Source organism: Pseudozobellia sp. WGM2 (genome assembly GCF_017810075.1).
Lineage (GTDB): Bacteria > Bacteroidota > Bacteroidia > Flavobacteriales > Flavobacteriaceae > JADNYK01.
The window spans coordinates 305,454-332,218 of record NZ_JADNYK010000002.1 but is presented as its reverse complement, the minus strand read 5'-3'; the positions used below and the strand labels follow the sequence as shown (position 1 = coordinate 332,218).

Sequence of the window (26,765 nt, the reverse complement as noted above, 5' to 3'; positions counted from 1 at the left end):
TTAGGTTCGTTTACCGCTCTTGTCTGCTGGTGATCATAACGAACCCTCTTTAGGTTGCTGTTCCATTTCCATGATCAAGTTGGCAATTAGAGCGGTCCATCCGGTTTGGTGCGAAGCACCTAATCCCTTACCTGTGTCCCCATCGAAAAATTCGTAGAACAAGTGTTGTTCTTTAAAATGCTCGTTCTTGGTGAAAACAGATTGGATATCATCTGAATGATATTGGTATTTGCCTTCGGCATTTCTTTCGAATAGCTTCGTTAAACGTTTCGTGATTTCATCGGCAATCTGGTTCAAATTCAATTTGTTGCCCGAACCGGTCGGAAATTCGTAAACATAAGTAGGCCCATAAAATGAGTAATATTTACGTAACGATTGAACAATCATATAGTTTAAGGGCATCCAAATGGGGCCGCGCCAGTTTGAATTACCCCCGAACATATTCGATTTACTTTCGCCTGGCTCATACTGAATCATATGATGCCCGTGGTGCTCAAAAACATAAGGGTGGTCTTTATGGTATTTTGACAAAGAGCGTATGCCATAATCCGATAGAAATTCATTTTCATCTAACAATCGTTTCAACAGATGCTCCAATCTGAAACCTCTCATTATGGAAAATAAATAATTTCCTTCTTCATTTACCTCCTCAATACGCGAAATCAAAGAGGCCAAATCGGGCCGTGTCAATACAATTTTGGCAGCCCTGGTCTTGAACTCCTTTAACTGCTGAAATAGGTCTTTATGTAAAACCTCAACAGCGAACATGGGTATTATACCCACCAATGACCTCACTTTTAAGCGGTGCGAGGTACCGCTCGACATTTCGACCACATCGTAGTAAAAATTGTCTTTATCGTCCCACAATGATATATCTTTTGCTCCAATATGGTGCATGGCCCAAGCGATATTCAAAAAGTGCCTGAAAAACTTCGCGGCCGCCTCTTCGTAAGCGTCATCACCCTCTGCCAACTCTAATGACATTCGAAGCATGTTCAAGGTGAACATCGCCATCCAACTTGTGGCATCGGCCTGTTGCATTCGTGTGATACCGGGCGGCATATGATTTCGGTCGAAAACGCCGATATTGTCGAGGCCCAAAAAGCCTCCTTCAAAAAGGTTGGTGCCGTGTTTATCTTTTTGGTTGACCCACCATGTAAAGTTGACCAATAGCTTTTGAAAGGCCTTTTCCAAAAAAACGCGGTCACCCTTTCCGGTGCGCTCCTTATCTTTTTCATAGACGTTCCAAACGGCCCATGAGTGCACTGGGGGGTTTACGTCACTAAAGTTCCATTCGTAAGCAGGTATCTGACCGTTTGGGTGCATGTAGCTTTCCCGTAAGACCAACAATAACTGCTCTTTCGCAAAGTAGGGGTCTATTTCAACGAACGAGGCCATGTGAAAGGCCAAGTCCCATGCGGCATACCAAGGATATTCCCATTTATCGGGCATAGAAATTACGTGGCGGTTGGTCAAATGCTGCCAACTAAAGTTTCGGGCATCGGCACGATAAGGTTTCGACTCTCCTGGGCCGCCGAACAACCATTTAAACACGTCATAATAGTAGAATTGCTTCGTCCATAGCAATCCGGAAAAGGCTTTTTTCGCAATTTCTTGATGTGCTAAGGGCAGTTCTTTCTTAAGTGTTTCGTTATAAAATTCTTCGCACTCATTTACCCTTTCCTCAAAAACGGAGTCAAAGTTCTGCCAAGGCTTTTCAATTCTTTTTTTGCTCAACCTGACCTTAACTACTTTTTCTTCCCCGGCCTTTAATTTAAGCTTGTGCCAGACCGCAAACTTCGAACCGGTTTTAGCGGGATTTACCGCTTTTCGTTTCCGATTGACAACCCGCTCGTTAATGCCGTCTTTTACATATTCAGTTTTATTGGGCACGTTATATATGCGCTGGTTGTTGGTTTCGTTCTCGCAGAACAGCTGCTTGCCCCTTTGATGGTACAAAAAATATCTGCCGTTTCTTGTACTTCTAGATTCTACTGAATTAAGACCTGCAGAATTAATTTTAGGTCTCGTAAAACGTCGGTTATGTTTCCAAAAGTTTCTAAACCAAAGGTGCGGTAATACATGAATAGCTGCTGTCTTTGACCCACGGTTTACCACCGTTATTTTCATGAGAATATCGTCAACATCTGCTTTGGCGTATTCTACGAAACAATCGAAATAGGCATTGTTCTTAAAGCTTTCGGTATCTAATATTTCGTATTCAGGTTCTTCACGACTTCGTTGGTTATTTTTGACCAATTCGGAATATGGAAATTTCTTGTGCGGGTATTTATAAAGGTACTTGCAGTATGAATGTGTGGGCGATGAAACTTGATGAAAGTAAAGTTCTTTCACGTCTTCGCCGTGGTTTCCTTGATTATTCGTGAGACCGAAGAGGCGTTCCTTTAGAATAGGGTCTTTGCCATTCCAAAAAGCCGGTGCCAGACAAAGAATTTCTCTAGAGTCACAAAAGCCGGCAATACCTTCTTCTCCCCACCTATAGGCATTACTGCGAGCTTTTTCATGGTCGATAAAGTTCCAGGCATGACCATATTCACTATAATCTTCGCGAACGGTGCCCCATTGTCTTTCCGCCAAATAAGGGCCCCATTTTTTCCAATTTCTATAATTATCCGATACAGTTAATCTTTGCGCTTCTATCCCTTTTTGCACCATGAACTAGTCTATTTGTTAAGAGTGAATAACTTCTTGGGAAGATGTATTCTACACATAAGCAGATATAAATGTACCCTATATTTTTCTGTGATATGGGTCTTAAAGCAATTAGCTATAATGATTTGTGAAATAACGAATTAGCTTTGCCGATTTTTGATATAATAACAGTTACGGGTTCAAATTATAATGAATGCTCACGGCTAAAAACCCTAATTGTAGCCTGTGCGCCAACTAAGTGGGCGAGCTACACGTATCATTTTATGTCTCTGGTAATATGAAAAGCTAAATTTCCATCGGTTACCATCAAAATTCTTTAGCCTCATAGCTATTGTTCTTTGTAGTTTTACTCATCATAATATTCTAGATCCGTATCACTATTCAAACCATCGCCCTACCCTACTTTCATGAAAAGAACAGCATTTTCCCTATTAGTTTTAGTCGCCCTGATTACTTTTGAGGCAGCTTTTGCACAAGAACATAAACACGGTAACGAGCATCATGCCCATTATGCCGACCTTGATTCTATCTTAGACCATAAGTTGTTATTTCCCTCAAGAACTCCAGATCGAATTATTACAAATCTTACCGTCGATCCAGCGCATAGCTTTGCCGTAAATTGGCGCACCAATCAACAGGTAAACTCGGGGTTTGTAGAAATAGCGAAAGCTACCGATGGTCCTGAGTTTCTTTTAGGAGAGGTCAGAAGAACCAAAGCTATGACGGAGAAATTCGAAAATCAAAATAGCAGGGAGCCGCTTGTTAAGACTTCATTTCATTCTGCTGTAATAGACGACTTGGAGCCGGAGACCATTTATACCTACAGAGTAGGCAGTGGTGGAGAAGAGAATGGTTATTGGAGCGAATGGTTTCAGTTTACCACGGCTAGTGCTTCCGGCAACAAGCCGTTTAGTTTTATTTATTTTGGCGACGCCCAGAACAATGTTAAATCATTGTGGTCTAGGGTTATAAGAAATTCATACAAACAATACCCGAACGTAAATTTTATGTTGCACGCCGGTGATTTGATCAATGACCGCGATGCGAATCTCGAATGGGGCGAGTGGTTCTACGCGGGCAGCTTTATTCATGCGACCGTACCCAGCATAATGACCCCTGGAAACCACGAATATAGAGATGGTGAACTTTCATCTTTGTGGAGGCCGCAATTCACATTACCCGAAAATGGTCCTATCGAAGCCCTCATGGAAACTTGCTATGCCTTGGATTATGAAAATATGAAGCTCATTTCAATTGATGCCGAAGGTTTCGATGAGCATGAAGAAGCGCGTACGGCCCAGACCAAATGGTTAGATTCGGTTTTACGCACAAATAAGAAAAAATGGACGGCCATTACCATGCACTACCCCATTTATTCAACGGCTAAGGGCAGGGATAATAGAGAACTCAGGGAAGCCCTAAAACCATTGATTGATAAATATGAGGTCGATTTAGTGCTTCAAGGCCATGATCACACTTATGCTCGGGGCTATACCAAGAATGAAGGGCAGGGGCTTACCGTTGTTAATGATGCGGGTACGGTTTATGCCGTTTCTGTCAGCGGACCCAAAATGTACGAATCGAAAGACCAAGACTGGATGGTTCGAAGGGGTGAGTTCACCCAGCTTTTTCAGATTATCACTGTCTCACAAGACACCATCACCTATGGTGCTTATACGCCGATTGGCAACCTTTACGACTCTTTCGAACTGATTAAAAAAGACGGTAAGAAGAAACTAATCAATAAAGTGCCTGATACTAAGGTTCGATTGAAGAAGGATTTCGTAAAAGAGAAGTAAATACGTAACTTTCTTTCTATAAATTACGGAATGTCGGAGACAAAAATTCAAAAAGCGGAACTCTTACTTGACACCCGGTCAACTCTAGGGGAAGGCCCCGTGTGGGACTGGAAAAAGCAGGTTTTATATTGGGTCGATATCGAAGGGAAAAAACTTCAATGCTATAACCCTAGCACAACAAAATATACCGAATGGACTTTTAATGAAGTGATAGGTGCCGCCGTACCTTCCGAAGAGGGTCTCATGCTCCTTGCCCTTGAAAGGGGTCTAGCCACCTTTGATTTCGATACGGAACATTTGAACCGAATAAGTGTGCTTGAAAACGAGGATTCCAAAATGCGTTTTAATGATGGCAAAGTTGGTCCTAACCAGCAGTTCTATATCGGAAGTATGCATAAAGAGTTCTTACCAGAAAGCGGAAATCTATTTCGGGTTGATAGTGAATCAAATGCGACAATTGAAGTTTCTGGAACTACTATTTCAAACGGTATGGCTTGGACTCAAGACCAAAAAACTTTCTATTTCAGCGATACAGATATTTACAAGATTTTTCGATTCGATTTTGATATAGAATCGGGTGCCCTATCGAATAGGAAAACCGCTTTTGAAATACCCAAATCATATGGTGGGGCCGACGGCATGTGCATCGATTCAGAAGATATGCTTTGGATAGCCCATTGGGGTGGCGGCTGTATACGCAGATGGGACCCTGAATCAGGTGTAGTGATGCAAAAAATCGAAGTAGATGCCCCACATGTAACCTCTTGCTGCTTTGGTGGTTCGGCGCTTGATACACTTCATATCACGACCGCCCGAAGCGGAATGACTAAAGAACAACTTAAGAAGTATCCAAAAAGCGGTGGGCTTTTCACCTATAAAACAAACGTGAAAGGAATGCACATAAACTACTTTAAGCAAACCTAATGGCTTATACAGGAATTCAAAATAAAACCGCTATTGTTACTGGTGCGGGAGAGGGTATTGGTTATGCCATTGTTGAAGCTTTGCTCAAACAAGGTGCAAGAGTAATATTGAACGATGTAAACCCTCAACTTGCCAAAGAAGCTGCCAAAGAAGTATCAGAAAAATTTAATGGTGATTGCCTGGCGTTTGCTGGCGATGCTGGTTCTGTTGAATTTATTGATCAAATGGTAGACTTTGCTTTATCAAGCTTCGGTCGAATAGATTTTATTATTCCCAATGCGGGGATTACCCTCTTTGGCGATTTTTTAGAATTTACTCCAGAGTCTTTTAACAGAGTGGTGCAACTAAACCTACAGGGCGCTTTTTTTCTGGTACAAAGAGCGGCCAAAGAAATGATTAAACTAAAAAGTGGCGGCAAGGTTGTGCTACTCTCTTCGCAGGTAGGCATCAGGGCCTACAGAAACCTTACGACCTATGCCATGACCAAAGCGGCGCTGCGCATGATGGCCATCAATTTGGCCTTTGAGCTCGATAAGCATCATATCAACATCAATGTTGTGGCCCCTGGTGCCACATTAACCGAGCGCACCCGAAAAGAGCAGCCCGACTACGAGGGAATTTGGGGGAAATTAAACCCGAACGGAAGAGTGGGTAGACCCGAAGACATTGCCAATACCTGCCTTTTCTTACTTTCCGACGAGGCCAGCCATATTAACGGGCAGACCATTTCTGTGGATGGCGGGTGGACAACAGCCGGGAAATATCCAGAAGATCTTAATTAAAACTATGGGTTTAAAGCGAGTTCACCACATTGCCATTATTTGCTCCGATTATCAGAAATCAAAGACTTTCTACACAGATGTTTTAGGACTGGAAATTATTAAGGAAGTGTATCGAGAAGAGCGCAAATCGTATAAGTTGGATTTAGCCTTAAACGGGGAATATATTATTGAATTGTTCTCATTTCCTGACCCACCCAAAAGGCCGTCACGACCGGAAGCCATGGGACTTCGCCATTTGGCTTTTGAAGTTGAAAACGTTGAGCAAGAAAAATACCGATTGGAACAACTAGGGATAAAGGTAGAAGATATTCGCGTAGATGAATTTACCGGAAAACGGTTTACTTTTTTTACAGACCCCGATGATTTGCCTATTGAAGTTTATGAGGGCTTGTCTAATTAAAAGAATTAATAATACGTTTTAATTCATCAATAAGAACAGTTATATTTTCCATAATGATGGCCCACATTATTTCGTAATCGACTCCAAAATATTCGTGAATTATACGATTTCTAAAACCCGTTATCCTTACCCATTCTATTTGCGGATGTGTAGTTTTAAATTCAGAGCTTATCCTATGAGCAGCCTCCCCGATGATTTCAAAATTGCGTGATACAGCATCTTTTACCAATTCGTTTTCTAAGAATTCGTCGTAATCTAGATTTGAGGTATATCTTAGAATTTTTTCTGCCGATTCCAGCATGTCCGATACCAAAAGACCGTTGTTTCTTCTAGACATAAATCAAATCTTCTTCAATAGATCGAAGATATCTTTCTTTAATTCCTTTTCTGGATACAAGATCAACTTTTAATTCAACTATTGTTTCTAATTCGTTGGCCAAATCAATAAACCCGACGCCTACCCTGTCGGAGAACTCGACTAAAATATCCAAATCACTAGCTTCTTCCGCCTCATTTCTAGCAAATGATCCGAAAATAGCCATAGATTTAATAGGATAGGATAGGAACAATCTACTTTTGTTCTTTTGCAATGTTGACCTTATCTCATTCAGCGACTTCATAATACTAATTTAATCAAAAATATTACCGGCATTGAAATTTGAATCGGAAAACACAGGAATGCTCAGTAATAACTGTCTCAGTTCTATTTCACTTCACAACTATAATAAGCATCCTCAAGGCCTAAACAACCGCTTGTCAAAAGAGAATTGTTCAAAGGACAGAATTTTTACTTTACCTATATCTTGATGAACGGGATTGATCAAATAATTGTAATCTCCTTGTACAATTGCGGAAGGGACCCTTAGGGCCAAAATTTTGTTCTCTTTGATAAATTTATCTCCTTCCCCTTGAGTAAATTCGGAAGGTGGGTGTGTTTTCCAATTCTTATGCTTCAATCGCTTTTCGGAATACTGTAGAATGCATTCATTCGGTATTTCAATAATGGTCAAATAATAGTCCGTAGGTACTAATTTCAGCGTCAAATGTACCGCTACTTCCAAATTGGCCAAGGCCCTAGATTGTGAAGTATAGACCATTCGTACCCCTTTGCTGTTCCAACGGCCGCCAAATTTTTCGGCACCAATACCTGATAGGTCATTTTTATATTTCTCTTTTCCCAGCCTATAAACAATCATGTCAGCACCCCATGTTCTAGGCGACCCAGTTCATCTTTTACCATGTGAATGCCAATGCTGGTGTCTAAAAGTTCTTTGGGTTTAATGCCCCCAAGCGCAATACTTTCGGAACCCAACCACTCATAAAAGTTTTCGTCATGGCCAAAAACTGATTTTCCATAATTAAGTAATTGATAGATGGAAAGTATTCTTTCACTCTGTTCTTGACGAAAAACCTTGTTTTCTTCACGGTTTCTTTCTAGGGTTCGAACGGAAATATTGAGATACCCGGCCCATTCTTGGGTGCTAAATGGAGCTAAATTAGTAACCTTGTTAAAATCGCTATAAGTAATACCCTCCCTTACCAACTTGATAAGAAGATACGATCGCTTATCGTCGTTCCAATCGTAAGAAACCTTTCCACTTTTACTATCAAAGAATTTTACCGCAGTTGCCATATCCAAAGTACAATTAAAATAAAAATACAACATTTGTCGCATACAAAACGACAAAAGTAAGTTAAAATTGTTTTTAAGGTATTCTTACTTCTTAAGATTTTTTAGCTTGATATTTCTAAAATCAATAGGCTGCCCCTCACTTTGCAATGCGATCATGCCCTGGGTTAGCGGGGTGCCATCGACTTTGAATTTAGGGTCAAAACCATCAACTACTTCGCCCCCAACCCGAGGTTTGGTATATTCCAATACCATTTTTCCGTTGATGAGATGTTTTACCAAAGAGTCGCCATGAACAATCAATTCCGCTTTTACCCATTGGTCTCCGTAGTACGTATCTGAAGTGGAGTTCAAGCAATGTCCCGCATACTGCTCTCCCTGAAAATCGATTTCCGTACCAGGGGAACACATGTTTCCGGTCGGTCTATCTTCTCCCTCGGTAATACCGGCCAGAAATTGCATTTCTACCGAAATGGGCCAGTTTTGCTCTTTAAGCATGGTTCTAGGGTCTTGGGAATGATACATAACCCCGCTATTTTTTAACGTATACGAAGGGGCGCCTTGGTGCAGCTCTCCTACAAACCGGTACTCCATAGAAAGATGAAAATGCGAGTAGGGCGTATCGTAGTATAAGTGCCCGAACCGGTCATTAAAATCGCCTTCATATTTATCGTACCGTACTTTTATGATGCCATCTTCAACCCTAAACGTGTCGCCGTGATTATCCCCTGTTTCGTAATGGTGAATTTTGGTCGTCCATCCCTCTAAATTATTTCCATTAAAGAGATTGATCCACCCGTCTTCTGTGTTAGTGGTTTTCTGCACTCCACACGCAATTAGAATTAGACAGGCAAAGGAGAAAATAGCAAGGCTTAGCTTAAGTTTCATAGGATTGTTTTAGTCGAATAGAAGGTTTTACACTTTAAAGTAAATTTTGCGTTGGTCTAAAAAGTAGGTAATGTACCAAAAGATAAAGAGTGTTACAAGAGAACTGATGACCATTATGGTTGGGTTGGGTACGCTCAATGGCACCAAAATGCCTTGCGCCCAGATTTGCCCAAACCCTCGGAACCACTGCACGCCTACGGTTTCTGCAAAAAGGTATATAAATATGGAATTGGTACCCACAACAGAAAATACTCTTAGCCACTTGTAATGACCGTTTCTCACATCGATCAGCCAATAGAAGAGTGTCAAGGTCAAAATAGCAAAACCGCCAGAGGCCAATGTAAAAGATGAGGTCGCTATTCGTTTTATAATGGGTGTAATATTCAATGCATCCATAGCGAAACCCAGAACAAGAATGCTGGTTCCCCAAATTACGAACTGTTTGATTTTTTCCTTTTCCGTGATATGTGCTAGCAAAATTTTTCCGCAGACCACACCCCATATGGTATGTGCCGCAGTCGGTATAAAATTGATAAAAGCCCAATAACCATTATTTACTTGGCCCATGACCAGTAGGTCTGTAAAAGAGCCGAAACTATCATGGCCCTGAGCATAGGGCGCGTCTGGGTTATAGGCTCTATAAAGCACTTCGGTAAGCACTAATAAACCTATAGATATACCAATCTGTATTTTATTGGGCAGGTGCATAAGACCATATGCAATAAGTATGGTAAAGGCCAGCTGTACCAGAACGTTCCACAGTTCCCAAACCAAGGCGTGGCTATAAACACAGTGAAGCAGTACGCCAAAAGCAAACAATAAAAAACACCGTCTAAAAATATGCTTATGTACCGCTCTACGGTCACCTTTCGCCAATCGTTTACGCAAAGAAAAAGGCATGGCTACCCCAACAATAAACATAAAAAAAGGCTGGATCAAATCCCAAAACCGGAGTCCGTTCCAAGGGTGGTGATGCAATTGTTGGGCAAGTCCTTCGAAAAAACCTCCTTCCGCCCATTCCGTAAAATAATGATGAAAGCCAGCGGCCTCGGCGATGAGTAAAAACATGGTGAGTCCTCGGAATACATCTAAAGAGAAGAGGCGTTTAGAAACATTATCTGCCAATTGTGACATGGTATAGGGCGGTTATCGGTTGAATTCTTCTAAAGTAGCGAAAATATAGAAGTTAGGATAATCGATTTCCGTTCTCAGGAATATTCATTTTATCTTTATCTTCAACATACCGGTCATATACTAAGGTTTTCCTATGGTTCATTTACTGCTCAAACTACAAAAACAATTTTTTGAAGCTGAAGGCTATTTAGTGGTCGAAAACCTCTTAACACCTGAAGAGGTTGACTATTACAGTACGCTTTACAATTCATTTTTAGCCAATAAAATCGATGCTTCGCGTTATCGTTCGGATTTATCGGGTGCCAATGGCGAAATTGAAAAAATTACTCAAATTATGGTGCCAAGTCGTCTGCTGCCAGAGCTGCTAGAAAAACCGTTTCACCAACAATCGTTACAAATTGCCAGAGAACTGTTGGGGTACGATATCAATCTAGATTTTGATATGATGATTAATAAGGCTCCCTATACCAACACCATTACCCCTTGGCATCAAGATGTGGCCTATTGGACCGACATGCCAGATAAGCGAGCGGTTAGTTGTTGGGTTGCAATCGACCCTGCCATCAAAGAAAATGGCTGCATGTGGTATACTCCAAAATCACATTTACACCCACCCTTAACCCACGTTCAAACAGCTAATAAAGGTGCTCTAAAATGCGAAGGAAGCGAAGCAGGTTCTGTATGTGTAGAATTAAAACCTGGCTCATGTGTGTTTCACCATGGCGGTACGCTGCATTATAGCAGAGGAAATTCAACTGCCAACCACAGACGTGCTTTAATTACCAATTTTAGGCCAGTGAGCATGATTGCCCTAGAACGCGAAAGGGGTATTGATCATACCGGAGAAAGAAAGGTGAAAGCTGATGGATAATTCCATCAGAAAACATATTGAGTACCTGCTCTGCACTAAGATTATTGAAATTCGACCTATGTCTGGGGGCGATATTTCCCAAGCTTATATGTTGAAAACGGAAAGCGAACGCTTTTTCTGTAAAATTCATAAAGACCAATTGGCGTTTAAAATGTTTCAAGCGGAGCGTTCAGGCCTAAAGGCATTGAGAGAGACAAAAACCATCGGCATACCTAAAGTGCTTTTGTGCGAACCGTTGGAAGAAGGGGCTTTATTGATTATGGAATTTGTCGAAACCAAAACGCCCACTTCTTCCGATTTTGAAAGGCTCGGCCATCAATTGGCAACGCTTCATCGGTCTAGTGAGGCTAAAAAGTTTGGATACGCACAAGATAATTTTATCGGAAGTCTGCCCCAATCAAACCACCAAAATATAAATTGGGTAGATTTTTATGTTTCCGAAAGGCTATTGCCTCAATTGAGGCTGGCTCAAGACTCCGGTAAACTTCTTTTTTCTGAAATTCCCTCAGAGACATCGTTATCAAAGGGATGTCATAATTTGTTTCCAAAAGTGCAGCCGGCTCTACTACATGGTGACTTGTGGAGCGGAAATTTTTTAATCGCTTCCGGCGGAAGGCCCTACCTCATCGATCCAGCAGTTTATTTTGGGCACCACGAAGTAGATTTGGCCATGACCCGATTATTCGGCGGCTTTGATGAAGGCTTCTATCGTGCGTACCATGAGGTGATTTCATTAGAGCCCAGTCACCAACAACGCCGAGACATTTATCAATTGTATTATATATTGGTACACCTGAACCTTTTTGGTCAGTCTTATAAAAGTTCCACAAAGCATATCTTAGGTAAATATTTTAATTGAATAGTATCGCTCTTATGTTGATAACAAATACCGAAATCTCTAGGCATGTCTGGTAGAGGCTCTTATTTTTGTTGGCTTTTTTAGTGCATGAGACCCCTAGAAGTTGGAGATAAAGTATACGGTGTTACCCAAGAAGGGTTTGACGATTTTAAACGCTATTCATTTTCCGTAGTGGTTAAATTGACAAAAACACTGGCGATTCTAAAGAACGGTATTCGCCTAGTTAATGATCCTAGACCATCTTATATTATAGAAACCATTGGCTATTCGGTATACAAGCAGCGAGGTATGCATTGGTATCTGGTATCTATAAACGCCATACGCCAGGCACAAATAGAAAACCGAAAAATTGAGGCGCACGATTGGTTCAAGGACCGACAATTTACTATTGAGGAAAAGCAGTTGATTTACGAGTTTTTTACCAAAAAGAATGAATAGCCGTATTTCAGAAAGTGTTTGAAGATTTATGATTACATTTAATGAGACTTCTTCTCGACCATGCTTTCAAACAAAACCTTCGCTCGTCTTCTTTGTTTCCTTTTTATTTTACAAATCGGTCAATCTTGCCAACAAGAAACTACCTATGATGAGAAACCCGACAAATACAAAACCTGGTCTTCATACTTGGGTGACCCGGGGCGAAGTCACTTCTCTACCCTATCGCAAATCACACCTGAGAACATTAAAAACTTAAAACTCGCATGGGAATACGAGGCCGATGATTGGGGCCAAATGCAAATGAACCCGATCATTGCCGATAGTCTAGTGTACGGCGTAACCGCCGCTCTACGTATCGTGGCGATTCATGCGGGTACCGGTAAAGAAATCTGGCAATTCGGAGATTCGGTAAAAGTTTGGCATTCTACCAGTCGTGGTATATCTTATTGGGAAAAAGCAAACGATAAACGCATTCTGTGTACGAGAGGTTCTGAGTTGTATGCTTTGGATGCCCTTACCGGCAAGCCAATTTCGTCCTTTGGAGATAATGGTAAAATAGATATGCGCAGTGGTTTGCCCGAAAGTGAACAAAACAAGTTTCTAATATCGAATACCCCAGGTGCCATTTTTAAAGACCTCATCGTTATGCCTTTACGAGTATCGGAAGGTTCGGGTGCTGCTCTGGGCGATGTTATGGCCTTTAATATAATTACGGGTAATTTGGAGTGGAGCTTTAAAACCATTCCCGATTCGGGTGAAGAGGGTTCCGATACTTGGGGCGATTCAAATATTAGACAAAGTGATATTGTCGGTGCCGCGAATAACTGGTCGGGTATGGCGGTAGATGAGGAACTTGAAATCGTATACGTTCCAACGGGTTCTGCCGCCCCAGACTTCTATGGGGGCGTGCGAAAGGGTAGTAATCTATTTGCAAATTCACTAGTTGCATTAGATGCCAATACAGGGGAGAAATTGTGGCATTTTCAATTTACCCATCACGATATTTGGGACCGTGACCCACCTGCTCCCCCCAACTTGCTTACTGTGGAAAGAAACGGCAAGAAAATAGATGCTGTAGCGCAAGTGACCAAACAGGGGTTTGTTTTTGTTTTTGACCGAAAAACCGGTGAGCCCCTATTCGATATCGAAGAACGGCCAGTGCCTATGTCAAAGTTGCCTGGGGAAACCGCATGGCCTACACAACCTTTTCCTGTAAAACCGAAACCCTTTGCGCGGCAATCTGAAGACCTCTCGGAAGCTAATTTGAGTCCCTACGCAGAAAATATAGATGAGCTTCGAGAAGTTTTTAAAAATGCGGATAAGCGCATGTATGGCCCACCAAGTTTAGACCCGGTGTTGCTACTGCCCGGTTACGATGGGGCAGCAGAATGGGGCGGTGCGGGCGCCGACCCCAATAACGGTATTCTTTATGTGAATTCTAATGAAATGCCCTGGATTCTACAGATGGGTGAGGCTGAAAACGATATTTCGGGGTTGCCCAAGGGCCAGGCCATCTATCAGCAGAATTGCGCTACCTGCCATCAACCCGATCGTAGTGGAGCTGTGGCAAGTGGCTTTCCCTCACTAATAGGTATTCAATATCGTAAAGAAAAAGATGAGGTATCGGGCATTGTTAACAATGGAAAAGGTATGATGACTGGTTTTCCTCAAATCAAGGGTGATGATATGGATGCTCTTTTACGGTTTTTATACGATCAGGAAATTCAACATTCAGTAGAAGAAAAGGTTGTTAAAAAAGATAGTTTAACGGTGCCCTATAAACATTTGGGTTATACCAAGTTTTTAGATAGTAATGGTCTACCTGCGATTAAGCCCCCATGGGGTACATTACACGCTATAGATTTAAATACCGGCGAGTATATTTGGTCTATTCCGTTTGGGAATACCCCCGAGCTTGGTGAAAAAGGTGTCGGCTTAGGTGCCGAAAGTTATGGCGGACCTGTAATCACCGAAAACGGATTGCTATTTATTGCCGCTAGCCGCGACGGTTTCTTTCGCGTGTTCAACAGACATAGCGGAAAGTTGCTTTTCGAATATGAATTGCTTGCCCCTGCCTTTGCTACCCCCGCGATGTACGAATACAATGGCAAACAATATATTGTTATAGCCTGTGGCGGCGAGAAGCTTGGAACCAAGAAAGGGAATAAAATCGTTGCGTTTGCATTAGAGTAAAGCTTATTCTAAGTAGATATATCCTCAGTTCTCTGCACGTTTTTTAAAATAAGTTCAACTTATAAATATTAAAATTAATGTCTAATTCTTTAGCTGAAGATGAGTGGGATATCCCGAATGCCCTTAAACCATCTGTAAAAATGGAAAAACCCAATATAGATGTTAAGATATATTCAGGGCGTTTTTCTATTAAAAGAACCGATTACAACACTTCTGTAAAGGGACAAATCATATTTAAATGGAATCCAAGGCCAAGGGTTGTTTTTGAAGCTAAGTCAGAAAACCAAAACAGTCCTTTTGAAGACCTAGTTGAAAAACTTAAACCTTTCGAAATAGAAATTAATTCCCTGATTTTCGGAAAGGCCAGTTTTACCCGAATTTCTGGTAGGTCAATAAGGGGTGAGCTATTTAACCAGGCAATTTTGGGCGATAAAACGAAAGCTTTTGATAAGGTTCGCTTTAGCATACCAAACCTAAGGGGATTTCATGGAGAAACAATAAAAGACTTTGAAGAAAATAAATTACGAACATGGAATGGTAGGATAGTCTTTGAGAATGACCTCTATAAAATTATCATTGATAAAACTAAATCCTTCACCGAAAAGAAAGATTTATTAGAATTAAATGGCGGGTATCATATACTATACAGTGGTTTTTTAGAAGCAAAAAATTCGCATATGACTTATGGCGATGTAAAGGAACTACTTTTCTCTTTCAGTATGTATTTATCGTTCATCAATGGCAGGAGAGTATCTTGTATGTTCGCAGAAGGCTTTGAATCGAACAAATCAATTTGGAGTGATTTTTCCCCTTTGTTGACGGATTCATATCATCACTCTGTCAGTTGTATTCCTGAATTTCAAACGAAAGGTTTAAACGATTTATGGAATCAATTTTATAATATTTGGTTTAAACAAAAGGAAAAAGACTTTTTAGCAAGTGCTATAAAATGATACTTGGAAGCAAATGCATCAGAAATAGGCCTAGACACAAGAACCATAATGGCTCAATCTGCGCTCGAATTAATTTTTAATTGGTGGATTATAGAAAGGCTTAAATTGTTGAAGCCGGGCAGAGATATCCAAGGCCTAACAGCCGCAAATAAAATTAGAACAATTTTGGCTCAATCAACAATTCCTTTTCAAGTTCCTAATCATTTTTCAAGTCTTGAGGCAATTATCGACCAAAATGTTAGTGATGGACCGGATGCAATCGTTCTAATTAGGAATGCTTTTGTTCACTCTCAAAAAAAGAATAGAATCAAAATTCAAAATATTTCTATACATGCAAGAATTGAGGCTATCAAATTAGCCCTTTGGTATGTTGAACTTTCTATTTTAAATATTCTAAAGTACGACCTTATCTATAGAAGTAGAATATCAAAAGCACAGCGTCTAAATCAACAGGAAGAACAAGTACCATGGAATGTTAAGGCGCCAACAAATTAATGAATGCATCGACTGATACAAAAAACCTTAAAATATTGACACTTCTTAAGAGCCGAGCCGGCCTATGATACATGTTTTTCAGTGAAAGAACATTCTTTTAAAACCCTCAATCTTTAAAAAGAGGTATGGTAGCTAAGTTGATTAAATCGGGGTCCCGCTCTTCGAGTATACGTTTTGTACGTAGGTATCGATTGCGATTGTACTCGTCAAAATTTTCCGCTTGACTATTCATACTGCTGATGCGCACCATATCGGAGGCGTGAATAAACTCATCGTTTCCAATCCACATGCCAACGTGTACCACCTTTTCGGCTGTAGAATCGGTGGCCTTTTTCCCGAAGAACAATAAATCGCCTTTTTCTAAATCATCAAAATTCTGAACAGAGTCTATCGCCTTGCCGGTTCTTACCTGTTGCGATGCATCACGCGGTATCACCATCCCATTTAAAAAATAAATAGTTTTTGTAAAGCCGCTACAGTCCATTCCTTTGGTCGAAGTGCCGCCCCAGAGATACGGTACACCCATAAGTTCTTTTGAAGTTGCCACTAAGTTTTCATGTGAGGGGTCTAATTTTTTAATCCAATCACCGAAAGGCTCAGCAACGTTTTTGGCAACAAACGCCTTCCGGCCATCAGGATACACGACCTGAAAAAGGGCATCAGTTTCATTGATAACTTCTAGAACATTACCCGCGACCAGGTCTGATACTACCTGATCTTGGTTTTCATCTGAATAGGAATGCCCATAAGTTTCTGTGAAAATTATCTTGTCAGCGGCCTGCCATTCATCAAAGGTGTTCTCGTCCATAAGTTTTAATCCGCCATCATCTACCCAAGATAAATACTTGTCAGGGGTTTGTATATAGTACCAGCCCCCCTCTTTTTTTAGAACTTTCACAGGTGTGCCCAAGGTGGCTTGTGTGGCCAGTTCAGCGGAGTGCTTCGGATTACTACGTAAATTGGCTACCGAAATGTTAATAACCGCTTGAGAATTACCTTCTAAATCTTCGGCCGGTAACAGCTTTATTTTTTCAGTGTACTCAAAGTTCGAATTGCTCAGTGTTTCCCGCAATTCGTCCAACGCTTTTGCGTTATCGGTCTCCCCTGTTAAGATATATTTTTTACTATCTGAATATACATGAACATCAAAAAGAGAAGTGCGTTTGTCGGGTGCATATTCTTGGCGTACTTGCTTTATTTTTTGAAGCAACATTTGTTCCTCAGATGTTACTTCATCACAGCCTCCCATTACTATAACCAATAGCAGAACCAAACCACTCCATATATTTTTCTTAAACCTATCAGTTCGTATCATTGCGTTTCTTTCCCTTGTGAAATTATTTAACTTTGACCCAAATGGGTAAAATCAAAGTTATAGAACTTTTCGCAGGCGTGGGCGGTTTCCGTTTAGGACTTGAAAAAAAAGGAAAATTTAACGTTGTTTGGAGCAATCAATGGGAACCTAGCACGAAAACCCAGCATGCATCTATGGTCTACGAAGCTCGTTTCGGAGCTGAAAACCATTCGAACCATGATATTTCGGAGGTCTCTACTGCAGAAATTCCCGATGCGGATCTACTGGTTGGTGGTTTCCCGTGTCAAGATTATTCCGTAGCAACGACCCTTCAGAATTCAAAAGGCCTCATCGGTAAAAAAGGAGTGCTCTGGTGGAGTATTCACCGTATTCTTTCAGAAAAGAAACAACCCATTAAATACTTGTTTTTAGAAAACGTTGATCGTCTATTAAAATCACCTTCCGCCCAACGGGGAAGAGATTTTGCCATTATGCTCAAAAGTTTGGATGAGCTAGGATATGCCGTTGAATGGCGGGTTATAAATGCCGCGGATTACGGAATGCCCCAAAGGCGCAGACGAATTTTTTTCTTAGGCTATCACAAAACGACAGCAACTTTTCAGCAAATAAAAAAGGCCCATATAGAAGATTGGGTTGAAAGTTTGGGAACTATCGCTCAGGCATTTCCTGTTGATGAATTACAGAATAAACCTGTAAACTTTAACTTAAGTGATGATTTGGTAACGATTTCGGACCAGTTCAACAAGGGAGAAAAGTTGTCTCCTTTTCAAAATTCAGGTGTATTTATCAACGGAAAGGTCTATACCGTTAAAACGACTCCCGCCCTTAAAGAAAATGGAACGGTGCTTAAAGATATTCTTCAAAATGGCGAGGTTTCAGATGATTTCTATATTCCTGAGGAAGAGTATGCAAAATGGGAGTATTTAAAAGGCGCCAAAAAAGAGGTGCGTACCGCTAAAAGTGGTTTTACCTATAATTATAGCGAGGGCAATATGGTGTTTCCTGATGCCTTGGATAATGCCTCACGAACCATTATTACCGGCGAAGGAGGTAAATCGCCTTCACGCTTTAAACATGTGGTACAGACCAAAAAGGGGCTTCGGCGTTTGACCCCTGTAGAACTGGAGCGCTTAAACATGTTTCCTGATAACCATACCCGATTAGAGGGTATAAGTGACACCAAAAGAGCCTTCTTTATGGGAAATGCTTTGGTTGTTGGGGTTGTAGAAAAAATAAGTGAGGCTTTATACGAAAGAATCAATTCATAAAGTTTTGGAATCTAAAAGCAGTTTTAAAACGGATTTAAATAAAGAGAAAAAGCTACACGCCCTACTTGACCATTATTACAATAAACACCTTAAAAATTATAAATTTGAGCGGGTTCACGATTTGAAGAACCAGATTGCGGGAGTCGACGTTCTTTTTAAACAGTATTCAAGTGACATCACTTATAATATCGACGAAAAAGCTCAACTTGATTATATTAATGACGACCTGCCTACTTTTGCTTTCGAAATCAGTTATCTAAAAAACGAAAAACTTAAAAAAGGATGGCTATTCGACAAAACAAAGAAAACGGATTTTTATGCTTTGGTAACTGCTATATATGCCGATGAACCCGAAAGGTTTACGACCTGCAAGATTACTCTTGTCAACAGGCAAAAACTGCTTCAGTTTTTAGAAGGTAGAATAATCAAATCAAACCGCTTTGAAAACAGAAATTTACCCCATGGTAAAATTTCAATCGAAGAGCTAAATGATAAGAGAGAAGGATACCTTTATTTCTCCAGTTTTAACAAGGCAGAAAAACCGCTAAATTTAATTCTTAGACTTGATTTTCTTATCGAACAAGGTATAGCAAAGCGGCTAATTTAAAAACGAAGACCGACCGCGCGGTTGGTTTTATTTAAAAATTTTAGAGTTATACTCAAATACGTGAAGTTTATCTATACTTCATATCATTTTAACCTTGCTTACACCTTATAAAACAATGGTAACTTAGGTATTACAGACTAATCGGTCGGTAATCATATTTGAATGATATAGACCCATTTCTTTAATTTTAAAAAAAATTAATTCTTAAACTGTTGTTAATCAAAGTGTTTAATTTGCATATCTGCTCGAAAAAGTTATATTGTAAGGTATGGTAAAAATAGAAAAGTCAGAAAATCAGGAATTTTTAGAGAAATCAATCGGTCATTTAGAGGCGACAGGATTTGAAAACATTAAAGCGGATATGGAAGGGTATGATACACCCAAATCATACGTGCGCAAGGGTAGCGATTCAAAGATAACTCCGGACATCGTTGCCGTTAAAAATGGTCGCAAGTATTATTTTGAAATCAGTCTAAAATCGGCAAAACCCAGATTGCTCAAATCAAAGTGGTTGTTTTTAGATACGTTGAGCAGAATGAACTCGAACCGATTCCGAATAATAACTACACGGGGCCATTACAAATTTACCGACAATATGCTCGAAGATATCAATTTGAGCAACAAAGAGCCTATTAAGATTTAACAAGGTTTTCTCTAAAGATTTGACATCATAAAAAGGCTGCTATTGCGGCCTTTACGCATTTCGTATCATAGCGATATGGGGTATACCATCTTCAAGATACCCCTCACCTATCTGATTGAAACCAAAGAAGTGATAGAATCTTTCAAGATATAATTGAGCCGATACCTTTATTTTTGATTCATCAAAGTAGTTTTCAATAGCATCTATTGAAGCCCTGACTATATCTTTACCATAACCATATTTACGTTCAGATTTCTTGACCGCAACTCTACCAATGGAAGCTACTTCGAAATATTCACCTGATTTAAAAATACGGGAATAAGCAATTATTTCACCGTTTTTTCTACCTATCACATGTAGTGCATTTGTGTCTTTACCATCTATATCTTGATAAACACAATCTTGTTCTACCACAAAAATCTCGCTTCTCAGTCTTACTATATCATGATATTCCTTTGCGTCTAAATCGTAAAAAGGTTTTACTTCGATAACTATCATATCAATCTTGCACTATAATATGTTTACTGTCACATTTACCGTATTCCGGTTGAATATTCACGTGATTGATTTTGTATTTGTGGTATACTTCTTCCTCAATTTTTTCAAGAACAGCATCGAATTCCGATAGTTTAATATCTTCATTAAAGTCGATGTGGGCCTCTAAATGTACTTCGGCTTCATTGAGCTGCCATATATGTACGTGATGAACATTCTTAATGGATTCTATTTTAGAGATGGTCTCGACTATTTTTTGCACTTGAATAGTGTTCGGGGTAAACAACATAAGTACCCGAGTAGAATTTTTAAGTAAATCGTATCCCATGTATATCAGGTAAATCGCAATAGCCAAGGTTAGTAAAGCATCTACCCAATAAACTTGATAAAACTTCATTAACAGACCACCGATCAAGACGGCTACAGATGCCATCATATCCGTTAAGAGATGTAAATAGGCCGATTTCATGTTCATATTGCTATTCGCATCTTTTTTGAGCAATAGCACACTAAATCCGTTAGCAACAATACCTAACAATGACAACCAGATGACCAAATCTGACTCTATTTCTTGTGGATTTAAAAAACGCTCTACGGCCTCTTTGATCAATATGATTGCCACAATGATTAAGCTAGAGGCATTTACGAAAGCAGCTATGATTTCTGCACGTTTATAACCAAACGTTCTATTTGTAGATGCCTCTTTTTTAGAAAGAAGGGTAGCAATATAACTCACCACAAGTGAGAGTACGTCACTAAAATTATGAAGGGCGTCTGATAAAAGGGAAAGACTACCGGAAATCAAACCACCCACCACTTGGCAAACGGTAATGATTATATTGAGTAAAATTGAAATTACTAAGTTCCTTCCCCTAAAATGAGAGTGATCGTGTGTATGATGGTGATTGTGATTACCCATCTTCAAAAGTAAGTAATATGCACTATTACCATTGAGTTATTAACTTAAAAGTTCCCTAAAAATAAATTTGAAAATGAGAACTTAAAATAAAATATAGTAGCTGTTAGGCACATGGTATTTTTTCTATTCGGCGCTCGTGTCTACCACCTTCAAATTTCGTATCAAGAAAAGTCTTAACCATATCAAGGGCCTGAGGTAATGAGATAAAACGTGCTGGCAGACTTAATATATTAGCGTCGTTATGTTCTCTGGCCAATTGAACAATTTCTTTTGTCCAGCACAAGGCACAACGAACCTTTTGATGTTTGTTCGCGGTCATAGAAGCTCCATTACCGCTTCCACATACGATAATACCCCAATCTACTGTTCCGGCTTCAACATCTGAAGCTACAGGGTGCACAAAATCTGGGTAGTCTACACTATCACTACCATCGGTACCATAGTTTTCTACATCAATATCCATAGATTTTAGTAAACCGACAATTGCTAGTTTATACTCCGTTCCTGCGTGATCATTACCTATAGCTATTTTCATCTTTTAAATATTAAAATTTTAAACCCTCAAATAAAGTATATTCTCTTTAAATACCGTATTCTCGATACTTCTATTTACTACCTGCAAATGTACGAATACAAGATCTTCACCACAAGATAGATGCGTTTCACAACAAGAGTTTTTAAATAGTTTAGTGTTATTGTTCATTTGTATAGTAGATAGGGTGAATTAATTGTTAATAACCTCGCAACAAAAAATTGATCTTTGATTTTGTATTCTTAATCGAATAGCTTCTTACAAAACCTATCTTAAATCAAGCAAAATATTTATTCCATTTTTATAGCCAACTATTAAATAGAAATCAACAGTAATTAACAATTAATTTACGTTGAGTTGTTAAATAATTTATGTTGATAGGTGTTATTAACCTATTCTTATAAAAATTGTAAACGTTTGATTTCGTGCTGTATCATTACTGTACAAATTGTCAACAACTTTTAGAATCGGTTCGTAGCAAGTTTTACTCTATATTTTTTTAAGCCTTATTAACAAGCTATCATAAACACCATTTTAATTTTAAATTTAAAAAAGAAAAGAATGATATGAATATATATGTTGATAACCTTAACTTAAACTAGATAAACCGATTGAATCAAGCTTATGGATTATAATTCGTAATTTTCCATTTTATAAGAAATTACTTAATGTCGAAAAAGAAGAAGAAAGCTAGAAACCACAGAAATAACGAGATTACCAAAGGAATCTTCACTATACTGGAGAAAGACCCTAATAAAAGTTTTAACTATAAACAAATCGCTGCTCAACTTGGGCTTGATAATACGCAAGACCGTAATCAGTTAATTAGAAAGTTAGGCCAATTAAAAGAAAGTAAACGAATTACTGAAGAAGAACGTGGGCGATATAAAGCCCTGACCGCGGCAACAAAAAAATATCATACCGGTATTGTTGATCTTACCGGTCGTGGTAATGCCTACATTATTATCGAAGAATTTGAAGATGATGTATTTGTACCCAACAATAAGCTAAAGAAAGCCTTTCATGGCGATACAGTTGAGATTTACATTTTTCCTAGAAGAAAAGGTAAAAAACTAGAGGGTGAGATTACCAAAGTAGTAGAACGAAAGAAAACGGAATTCGTTGGTATCGTAGATCAGCAAAAAACTTTTGCTTTTGTACGCCCTACCGATTTTAGAATGTATACCGATTTTTTTATTCCTAAAGGCAAAGATAATAATGCCAATGATGGCGATAAGGTAATTGTCAAGTTTGAAGAGTGGCCCGATGATGCCGATTCACCTATTGGCACTGTTACCGAAGTACTTGGTAAACCTGGGGAGCACAATACCGAAATACATGCTATTTTGGCAGAATACGGTTTGCCGTATGAGTTTCCAACAGAGGTACAGCGATTTGCAGATACGCTAGATACTTCGATTAAGAAGGATGAAATAGCCAAACGAAGAGATATGCGTGAGGTTTTGACCTTCACCATCGATCCTAAAGATGCCAAAGATTTTGATGATGCCCTATCATTTGAAGTTCTTGAAAACGGAAATTATGAGATTGGTATTCACATCGCTGATGTTTCGCACTATTTACAGCCCGATACTGTGCTTGAAGATGAGGCTTATGAAAGGGCTACATCAGTCTATTTAGTAGATCGTGTAGTACCTATGCTGCCAGAAGTATTATCGAATAACGCATGTTCATTAAGGCCGAACGAAGAAAAATACACGTTTTCCGCAATTTTTGAAATCGATAAGAAAGCCTCTATTAAAAATCAATGGTTCGGCCGAACGGTGATCAACTCGAACGAGCGTTTTGCTTATGAAGAAGCGCAGCATATTATTGAAACAAAAAAATCGGACATACCTGAAAATATCTCTATTCGCGATAAAGCATATACCGTATCTGATGAAATAGTTGAAGCGACCTTAGAAATGGATCGATTGGCGAAAATTATGCGTGACAAACGTATGCAACAGGGCGCTATATCCTTCGATAAAGTTGAGGTTCGATTTATACTTAATGAAGAGAGTGAACCGACCGGTGTTTATTTTAAAGAGTCAAAAGATGCCAATAAACTTATCGAAGAATTTATGTTGCTTGCCAATCGAAAAGTGGCCGAGTTTATTGGAAAAAGAAAGCCGGAACCGACTTTTGTTTACAGGGTACATGATGATCCGAATGAAGATAAATTAATGGCGCTTAATAGCATTATTTCTCGTTTCGGGCACAAGATTGACTTTAAAGACAAAAAGTCTATCAGTTCGTCTTTAAATCAACTTCTCGAAGATGTGAAGGGAAGAAAAGAACAAAATTTGGTAGATACCCTTACCATACGTAGTATGAGTAAAGCTATTTATACAACCGAAAATATAGGCCATTATGGTTTGGCCTTTGATTATTATACACATTTTACATCTCCCATACGCCGGTATCCCGATGTGATGGTGCATCGTTTGCTACAGCATTATTTAGATGGGGGCGATTCTGCCAAAAGTGAAGTGTACGAGCAAAAATGTAAGCATTCTTCAGATATGGAGTATTTAGCATCTAGCGCAGAGCGTGATTCGATTAAATACATGCAGATCAAGTTTATGCAAGACCACCAAGACAAAGAATTTGTAGGGGTCATTAGTGGGGTAACCGAATGGGGAGTCTACGTAGAGATTATTGAGAACAAATGCGAGGGCATGGTTCGTATCAGTGATATAAAAGGCGATTATTATATCTTTGATGAGAAAGAGTACGCCATAGTTGGGGAACGTACCAAGAAAACTTATCAATTGGGCGATGAGGTAGTCGTTATGGTCAAAGATACCGATTTAGTGAAACGCCACCTTGATTTTTCCTTATTGGGAAAGCACGGGGAATAGATAATTTTTTGGAATAGATTTTGTTTATAGAGTAACAAATCAACCTAAAGAAACATCATGAAACAATTCGTGTTGCTTGTCGCGGTTTTAATGCAAGCCTGTTTTTTACAGGCTCAGGATACTAAGATAACCCAAGACCTTACTCGTTTTACCGAAGTAAAGGCTTTTGATGGTATTTCTGTAAACCTTATCAAATCAGATGAGAACAAAGCAGTAATCACCGGTGAGAATATTCAAAAAGTGGCCATAGTGAATAACAACGGTGTTCTAAAAATTAGAATGCAAATTGATAAAATTTTCAGTGGATACCGAACTTTCGTAGAGTTACATTATTCCGAAAAGCTAGTAATTATCGATGTAAATGAAGATGCACGAATCACTTCGGCTAATACTATTACACAAGATGTGCTGGAGTTAAAGGCCCAAGAAGGTGGTGAATTGGTCATAAGCGCCGAAGTAGAACAGTTGTTGATCAAAACCGTAACGGGTGGGGTCATTGAAACCACGGGTACCTCTGATTTACAAGATGTAGCTATAAATACAGGTGGTGTATATGAGGGCAAGCAATTAAAGACCAAGTTCTCTACGGTCAATGTAAATGCAGGTTCTAAAGCAGAAATTTATGCCTCAGATTATGTTAAGGCTACTGTAAAGGCTGGTGGCGAGGTGTTGGTATATGGTGACCCTGCAAAAATGGATGAAAAGACGGTTTTCGGTGGCACGGTAACCCGAATGTAGTGCACCTTTAGGTATCTTAAACAAATAATCAATCCCCACTTAAACTATAAAAATTCATGGGCTAGATGTAAATCTAATACCCAAATTATTAGATAGAAACGAATGATCGAAGATATACAGGCAGCAATTCCTTTAGGCTTTTTATTAAGTTTTATGATTGGTCCTGTTTTCTTTGTGCTTTTAGAAACTAGTGCAATCAGAGGTTTTAGAGCTGCATTGGTATTTGATTTAGGGGTAATTATAGCGGATATTATATTTTTGGGTATCGCCTATTTCAGTAGCTTTCAATTGCTTGAAAATCTTAGTAATCAACCCGGGCTCTATGTATTTGGCGGTGTAATTCTTCTGGTCTACGGAATAAGTACCTTTTTTAGAAAACCCAAAAAACAAAAACATACCCATATAAAAGCCAGTAAACGAAGTTACTTAGGTTTAATGGTGAAAGGTTTCTTGCTAAACTTTATAAATATAGGTGTTCTCATGTTCTGGCTAGGGGTGATTATTGTAGTGGGCCCTAGTGTTGACAATGATCCCCAACGTATGATTACTTTTTTCTCTGGTATGTTGGGGGCTTATTTTGCTATGGATATTCTTAAAATATTATTGGCGAAACAATTGAAGCGAAAATTGACGCTAGAACGCATTCATTTGGTCAAAAGGGGTTTAGGTGTAGTTTTAATGATTTGTGGAATCGTACTCATTATAAAAGGATTTCTGCCTAAAGATAAATTCAATATAGAGGAAGGTATCGAACGTATTGAAATAGGCCAATTTATAGAGTAATAATTATTTCAAAAGGGAATTGAAAAAAGAAAACCTCCAGTACAATCAAGTATTGGAGGTCTTTTGGAGGCATCGAGCGGATTCGAACCGCTGTACAAGCTTTTGCAGAGCTGTGCCTAGCCACTCGGCCACGATGCCATTTGCGATTGCAAAGGTAAGCCGTTTATTGGATACTGGAAAACCTAAAGGATTCTTTTTTCTTCAAGAACTACCGTAACCTTCTCAACGTCACCGCCAATAGGTGGGTTTATTTTTGATACCCAAACGGCTGCGGCCGTAACTATAGGTATTTCGTTAAATATACGTTTGATAATTCTATGGCCAACATGTTCGAGTAATTTAGAGGGGGTTTTCATTTCCTCTTTTACGATATGATTGATGAGCACATAGTCGACCGTGTCGGATAACTTATCGGAAACGGCCGCTTTTGATATATCGGCATCTACGGAGACATCTACCCGATATTCACTACCGATAGCGGTTTCTTCTTTAAGGCATCCGTGATGTGCGTAGGCGCGAATGTTTTCTACTTTAACCTTTCCCAAGATGTAATGAATTTTAT

Annotated in this window: 28 protein-coding genes and 1 tRNA gene; 16 read left to right on the top strand and 13 right to left on the bottom strand. The window is 39.5% G+C overall.

Features of this window, described 5'->3' with window-relative positions:
- Window positions 1-33: 33 nt before the first annotated feature.
- Window positions 34-2,676 (bottom strand): glucosidase, encoded by a 2,643-nt coding sequence (locus IV512_RS05055; RefSeq protein WP_209401285.1) that lies wholly within the window; start codon window positions 2,674-2,676, stop codon window positions 34-36.
- 404 nt (window positions 2,677-3,080) lie between these two features.
- On the opposite strand from IV512_RS05055, the gene IV512_RS05050 reads away from it, so the two are divergent.
- Genes IV512_RS05050 through IV512_RS05035 form a run of 4 tightly spaced genes read left to right on the top strand, consistent with a single transcriptional unit; the run spans window position 3,081 to window position 6,578 of the window.
- Complete coding sequence (locus IV512_RS05050; RefSeq protein WP_209401283.1) at window positions 3,081-4,472, top strand: metallophosphoesterase family protein; 1,392 nt, start codon at window positions 3,081-3,083, stop codon at window positions 4,470-4,472.
- Between the two features lie 30 nt (window positions 4,473-4,502).
- Entirely contained in the window at window positions 4,503-5,396 is an 894-nt protein-coding gene (locus tag IV512_RS05045) for an SMP-30/gluconolactonase/LRE family protein (RefSeq protein ID WP_209401281.1), read from the top strand.
- Window positions 5,396-6,178, top strand: a complete 783-nt coding sequence (locus IV512_RS05040) for an SDR family NAD(P)-dependent oxidoreductase (protein WP_209401279.1) — start codon at window positions 5,396-5,398, stop codon at window positions 6,176-6,178. Before IV512_RS05045 ends, IV512_RS05040 begins: the two co-directional genes overlap by 1 nt.
- 4 nt (window positions 6,179-6,182) lie before the next feature.
- Window positions 6,183-6,578, top strand: a complete 396-nt coding sequence (locus IV512_RS05035; RefSeq protein WP_209401277.1) for a VOC family protein — start codon at window positions 6,183-6,185, stop codon at window positions 6,576-6,578.
- On the opposite strand, the gene IV512_RS05030 is transcribed toward IV512_RS05035, so the two are convergent.
- The 6 genes from IV512_RS05030 to IV512_RS05005 all read right to left on the bottom strand — a co-directional run bounded on the left by IV512_RS05030 (window position 6,571) and on the right by IV512_RS05005 (window position 10,230).
- Entirely contained in the window at window positions 6,571-6,915 is a 345-nt protein-coding gene (locus tag IV512_RS05030; protein WP_209401275.1) for a DUF86 domain-containing protein, read from the bottom strand. The two genes, IV512_RS05035 and IV512_RS05030, sit on opposite strands and share 8 nt — an antisense overlap.
- Window positions 6,908-7,198 (bottom strand): nucleotidyltransferase family protein, encoded by a 291-nt coding sequence (locus IV512_RS05025; protein WP_209401273.1) that lies wholly within the window; start codon window positions 7,196-7,198, stop codon window positions 6,908-6,910. Before IV512_RS05025 ends, IV512_RS05030 begins: the two co-directional genes overlap by 8 nt.
- Window positions 7,199-7,312: 114 nt before the next feature.
- Window positions 7,313-7,774 carry an RES family NAD+ phosphorylase gene (locus IV512_RS05020; RefSeq protein WP_209401271.1) on the bottom strand — a complete coding sequence of 154 codons (462 nt, stop codon included), beginning with the start codon at window positions 7,772-7,774 and terminating at the stop codon, window positions 7,313-7,315.
- On the bottom strand, window positions 7,771-8,211 hold the full coding sequence (locus IV512_RS05015; protein WP_209401269.1) for an antitoxin Xre/MbcA/ParS toxin-binding domain-containing protein: 441 nt from the start codon (window positions 8,209-8,211) through the stop codon (window positions 7,771-7,773). Before IV512_RS05015 ends, IV512_RS05020 begins: the two co-directional genes overlap by 4 nt.
- Before the next feature lie 84 nt (window positions 8,212-8,295).
- On the bottom strand, window positions 8,296-9,096 hold the full coding sequence (locus IV512_RS05010; protein WP_209401267.1) for a DUF1080 domain-containing protein: 801 nt from the start codon (window positions 9,094-9,096) through the stop codon (window positions 8,296-8,298).
- A 27-nt stretch (window positions 9,097-9,123) separates the two neighbouring features.
- Complete coding sequence (locus IV512_RS05005; RefSeq protein ID WP_209401265.1) at window positions 9,124-10,230, bottom strand: acyltransferase family protein; 1,107 nt, start codon at window positions 10,228-10,230, stop codon at window positions 9,124-9,126.
- A 133-nt stretch (window positions 10,231-10,363) separates the two neighbouring features.
- On the opposite strand from IV512_RS05005, the gene IV512_RS05000 reads away from it, so the two are divergent.
- From IV512_RS05000 to IV512_RS04975, 6 genes are all read left to right on the top strand, one after another.
- On the top strand, window positions 10,364-11,101 hold the full coding sequence (locus tag IV512_RS05000) for a phytanoyl-CoA dioxygenase family protein (RefSeq protein WP_209401263.1): 738 nt from the start codon (window positions 10,364-10,366) through the stop codon (window positions 11,099-11,101).
- On the top strand, window positions 11,094-11,960 hold the full coding sequence (locus IV512_RS04995; RefSeq protein ID WP_209401261.1) for a fructosamine kinase family protein: 867 nt from the start codon (window positions 11,094-11,096) through the stop codon (window positions 11,958-11,960). The genes IV512_RS05000 and IV512_RS04995 overlap by 8 nt, the downstream gene beginning before the upstream one ends.
- A gap of 87 nt (window positions 11,961-12,047) precedes the next feature.
- Window positions 12,048-12,398 (top strand): pyruvate kinase, encoded by a 351-nt coding sequence (locus tag IV512_RS04990; RefSeq protein WP_209401259.1) that lies wholly within the window; start codon window positions 12,048-12,050, stop codon window positions 12,396-12,398.
- 60 nt (window positions 12,399-12,458) lie between these two features.
- Window positions 12,459-14,591, top strand: coding sequence for a PQQ-binding-like beta-propeller repeat protein (locus IV512_RS04985; protein ID WP_209401257.1), 2,133 nt, complete (start codon window positions 12,459-12,461; stop codon window positions 14,589-14,591).
- A gap of 77 nt (window positions 14,592-14,668) precedes the next feature.
- Window positions 14,669-15,544 (top strand): hypothetical protein, encoded by an 876-nt coding sequence (locus IV512_RS04980; protein ID WP_209401255.1) that lies wholly within the window; start codon window positions 14,669-14,671, stop codon window positions 15,542-15,544.
- A gap of 3 nt (window positions 15,545-15,547) precedes the next feature.
- The gene (locus IV512_RS04975) at window positions 15,548-16,039 is read left to right on the top strand and encodes a hypothetical protein (RefSeq protein WP_209401253.1); all 492 of its coding nucleotides are present in this window, start codon (window positions 15,548-15,550) and stop codon (window positions 16,037-16,039) included.
- A gap of 106 nt (window positions 16,040-16,145) precedes the next feature.
- Here the strand turns inward: IV512_RS04975 and IV512_RS04970 are convergent, their stop codons facing one another.
- Window positions 16,146-17,354 (bottom strand): C40 family peptidase, encoded by a 1,209-nt coding sequence (locus IV512_RS04970; protein ID WP_209401251.1) that lies wholly within the window; start codon window positions 17,352-17,354, stop codon window positions 16,146-16,148.
- Window positions 17,355-17,395: 41 nt separating this feature from the next.
- Between IV512_RS04970 and dcm the strand changes: the two genes are divergently transcribed.
- From dcm to IV512_RS04955, 3 genes are all read left to right on the top strand, one after another.
- Window positions 17,396-18,622 (top strand): DNA (cytosine-5-)-methyltransferase, encoded by a 1,227-nt coding sequence (gene dcm, locus IV512_RS04965; RefSeq protein WP_209401249.1) that lies wholly within the window; start codon window positions 17,396-17,398, stop codon window positions 18,620-18,622.
- Between the two features lie 4 nt (window positions 18,623-18,626).
- On the top strand, window positions 18,627-19,229 hold the full coding sequence (locus tag IV512_RS04960; protein WP_209401247.1) for a hypothetical protein: 603 nt from the start codon (window positions 18,627-18,629) through the stop codon (window positions 19,227-19,229).
- 268 nt (window positions 19,230-19,497) lie between these two features.
- A complete protein-coding gene (locus tag IV512_RS04955; protein ID WP_209401245.1) occupies window positions 19,498-19,872 on the top strand; it encodes a hypothetical protein in 375 nt (124 codons plus the stop codon).
- Window positions 19,873-19,923: 51 nt separating this feature from the next.
- Here the strand turns inward: IV512_RS04955 and IV512_RS04950 are convergent, their stop codons facing one another.
- From IV512_RS04950 to IV512_RS04940, 3 genes are all read right to left on the bottom strand, one after another.
- Entirely contained in the window at window positions 19,924-20,370 is a 447-nt protein-coding gene (locus tag IV512_RS04950; protein ID WP_209401243.1) for a GNAT family N-acetyltransferase, read from the bottom strand.
- Window position 20,371: 1 nt separating this feature from the next.
- Window positions 20,372-21,286, bottom strand: a complete 915-nt coding sequence (locus tag IV512_RS04945; RefSeq protein WP_209401241.1) for a cation diffusion facilitator family transporter — start codon at window positions 21,284-21,286, stop codon at window positions 20,372-20,374.
- A gap of 103 nt (window positions 21,287-21,389) precedes the next feature.
- A complete protein-coding gene (locus tag IV512_RS04940) occupies window positions 21,390-21,821 on the bottom strand; it encodes an RpiB/LacA/LacB family sugar-phosphate isomerase (RefSeq protein ID WP_209401239.1) in 432 nt (143 codons plus the stop codon).
- 665 nt (window positions 21,822-22,486) lie between these two features.
- On the opposite strand from IV512_RS04940, the gene rnr reads away from it, so the two are divergent.
- From rnr to IV512_RS04925, 3 genes are all read left to right on the top strand, one after another.
- Window positions 22,487-24,682, top strand: a complete 2,196-nt coding sequence (gene rnr, locus IV512_RS04935; RefSeq protein ID WP_209401237.1) for a ribonuclease R — start codon at window positions 22,487-22,489, stop codon at window positions 24,680-24,682.
- Window positions 24,683-24,739: 57 nt separating this feature from the next.
- Complete coding sequence (locus tag IV512_RS04930) at window positions 24,740-25,420, top strand: head GIN domain-containing protein (protein WP_209401235.1); 681 nt, start codon at window positions 24,740-24,742, stop codon at window positions 25,418-25,420.
- Between the two features lie 102 nt (window positions 25,421-25,522).
- Window positions 25,523-26,203 (top strand): LysE family translocator, encoded by a 681-nt coding sequence (locus tag IV512_RS04925; protein WP_209401234.1) that lies wholly within the window; start codon window positions 25,523-25,525, stop codon window positions 26,201-26,203.
- Window positions 26,204-26,267: 64 nt separating this feature from the next.
- Here the strand turns inward: IV512_RS04925 and IV512_RS04920 are convergent.
- Window positions 26,268-26,341, bottom strand: a tRNA-Cys gene (locus IV512_RS04920).
- A gap of 44 nt (window positions 26,342-26,385) precedes the next feature.
- The gene (gene folB / locus IV512_RS04915; protein WP_209401232.1) at window positions 26,386-26,748 is read right to left on the bottom strand and encodes a dihydroneopterin aldolase; all 363 of its coding nucleotides are present in this window, start codon (window positions 26,746-26,748) and stop codon (window positions 26,386-26,388) included.
- Window positions 26,749-26,765 lie beyond the last annotated feature (17 nt).